The 1,236-nt window shown below is 30.7% G+C and carries 1 protein-coding gene; it reads left to right on the plus strand.

Going from position 1 to position 1,236, the window contains the following annotated elements:
• Nucleotides 1-662: 662 nt before the first annotated feature.
• On the plus strand, nucleotides 663-1,145 hold the full coding sequence (locus NNC77_RS16460) for an energy transducer TonB (RefSeq protein ID WP_200757864.1): 483 nt from the start codon (nucleotides 663-665) through the stop codon (nucleotides 1,143-1,145).
• The last annotated feature ends 91 nt before the right edge of the window (nucleotides 1,146-1,236 follow it).

Genomic DNA, 1,236 nt, shown 5'->3' on the forward strand with positions numbered 1-1,236 from the left:
TTAGGGATTCCTTTGGTTAGAATTGTTGTGATTAGTAAGGATAAACTTTTGGATAATAATACATTATTTTCTTATGAAGCAAAAGGAGATTCTATATTTGTCAATCAGGCAAAAAATCTAGTCATTTACGTAAATTCTATTCAAAAGTAAACTCTATGTGGAATTTTTTATTATGGTACTACAGGAATTAGTGTGTGTTAGCGAGAGTGTAAGCTAAACTGTGTCATGCTATCACTGTTATAGTTTAATGCAGTTTATTTGCATTTTGTTCAGTATAGTTTTCCCACTTCTACACCCGGCAACAAGTAGCAGAAATCATCGAATTTTTGGATGAACCATAAAAAATCACCCTGGAAGGGAATGCATACAACACACTATGCATATCCCTTTCAGGGTGAGTTAATAAAACTACAATCATAGCAATAAAACTATTAAATTTACGTTCTTTTTAAAAGGGGTTGTGCAATAGTGGCTTAAAGGCTAAAAGCACTACCTTTGAATGCTGTTAAATATGGTAATGTTCAAAGTCACAATTTGTGATATTGGAAAAATGAATATAAATATGACAGATAAAATAGAAAAAAAAGGAGAGCAGCGAAGTTTAATTCAAATTTAATCCACTTTTTAAAGTGGAGTCATAGATAAAATCATATAGAATAAAGATGAAAGAATTAGTGGGTATTATATTATTGACAGTTTTGGTAGTATTTGGTTCATGCAACTCCAATACTAATGTGTCTCTTGTGGAAACATCTCCGCAACTATTTGATGTATGCCAAGTAAGCACAGGTAATCCTGACTATAGAAATAAAGAGTTGTTTATAAACGAATTGAAAAGAAAATGTAAATATCCTATTGAGTTTCAAAAAAATAATTTGGAGGCATACGTTGCTATTGAATACAAGACAGACCAACGAGGATATATTGTAAAAAAAAGAGTGGTTATTTGCGACAATAAAAAATTCAAAAAGACAACAATGGAAACATTCAATCAAGTTAAAACTCTCAAAATAGCCACAACAGAGAAAATAGATACAATCTACTTCCAATACAAGATACAAGGTTCACAAACTTTAATCCATTCAAAAGTAGATGTCAAGATTATCGGCTATGGCTACAATAATAAATCAATTTTAATGAAGTAACTCGATTTATCATAATTCACTACTGTCCAATAAAAAAGGCAATTCAAATACACGTTCTTCTTCAAGTGGGAATGGTTTTGGTTCTTTTGGA

Origin of the sequence: Segatella copri (genome assembly GCF_024330485.1) — a bacterium.
Taxonomy (GTDB): domain Bacteria; phylum Bacteroidota; class Bacteroidia; order Bacteroidales; family Bacteroidaceae; genus Prevotella; species Prevotella copri_L.

Coding starts and splice junctions, on each gene's coding strand:
- NNC77_RS16460 (WP_200757864.1), top strand. CDS start 663: ATGAAAGAATTAGTGGGTATTATATTATTGACAGTTTTGGTAGTATTT.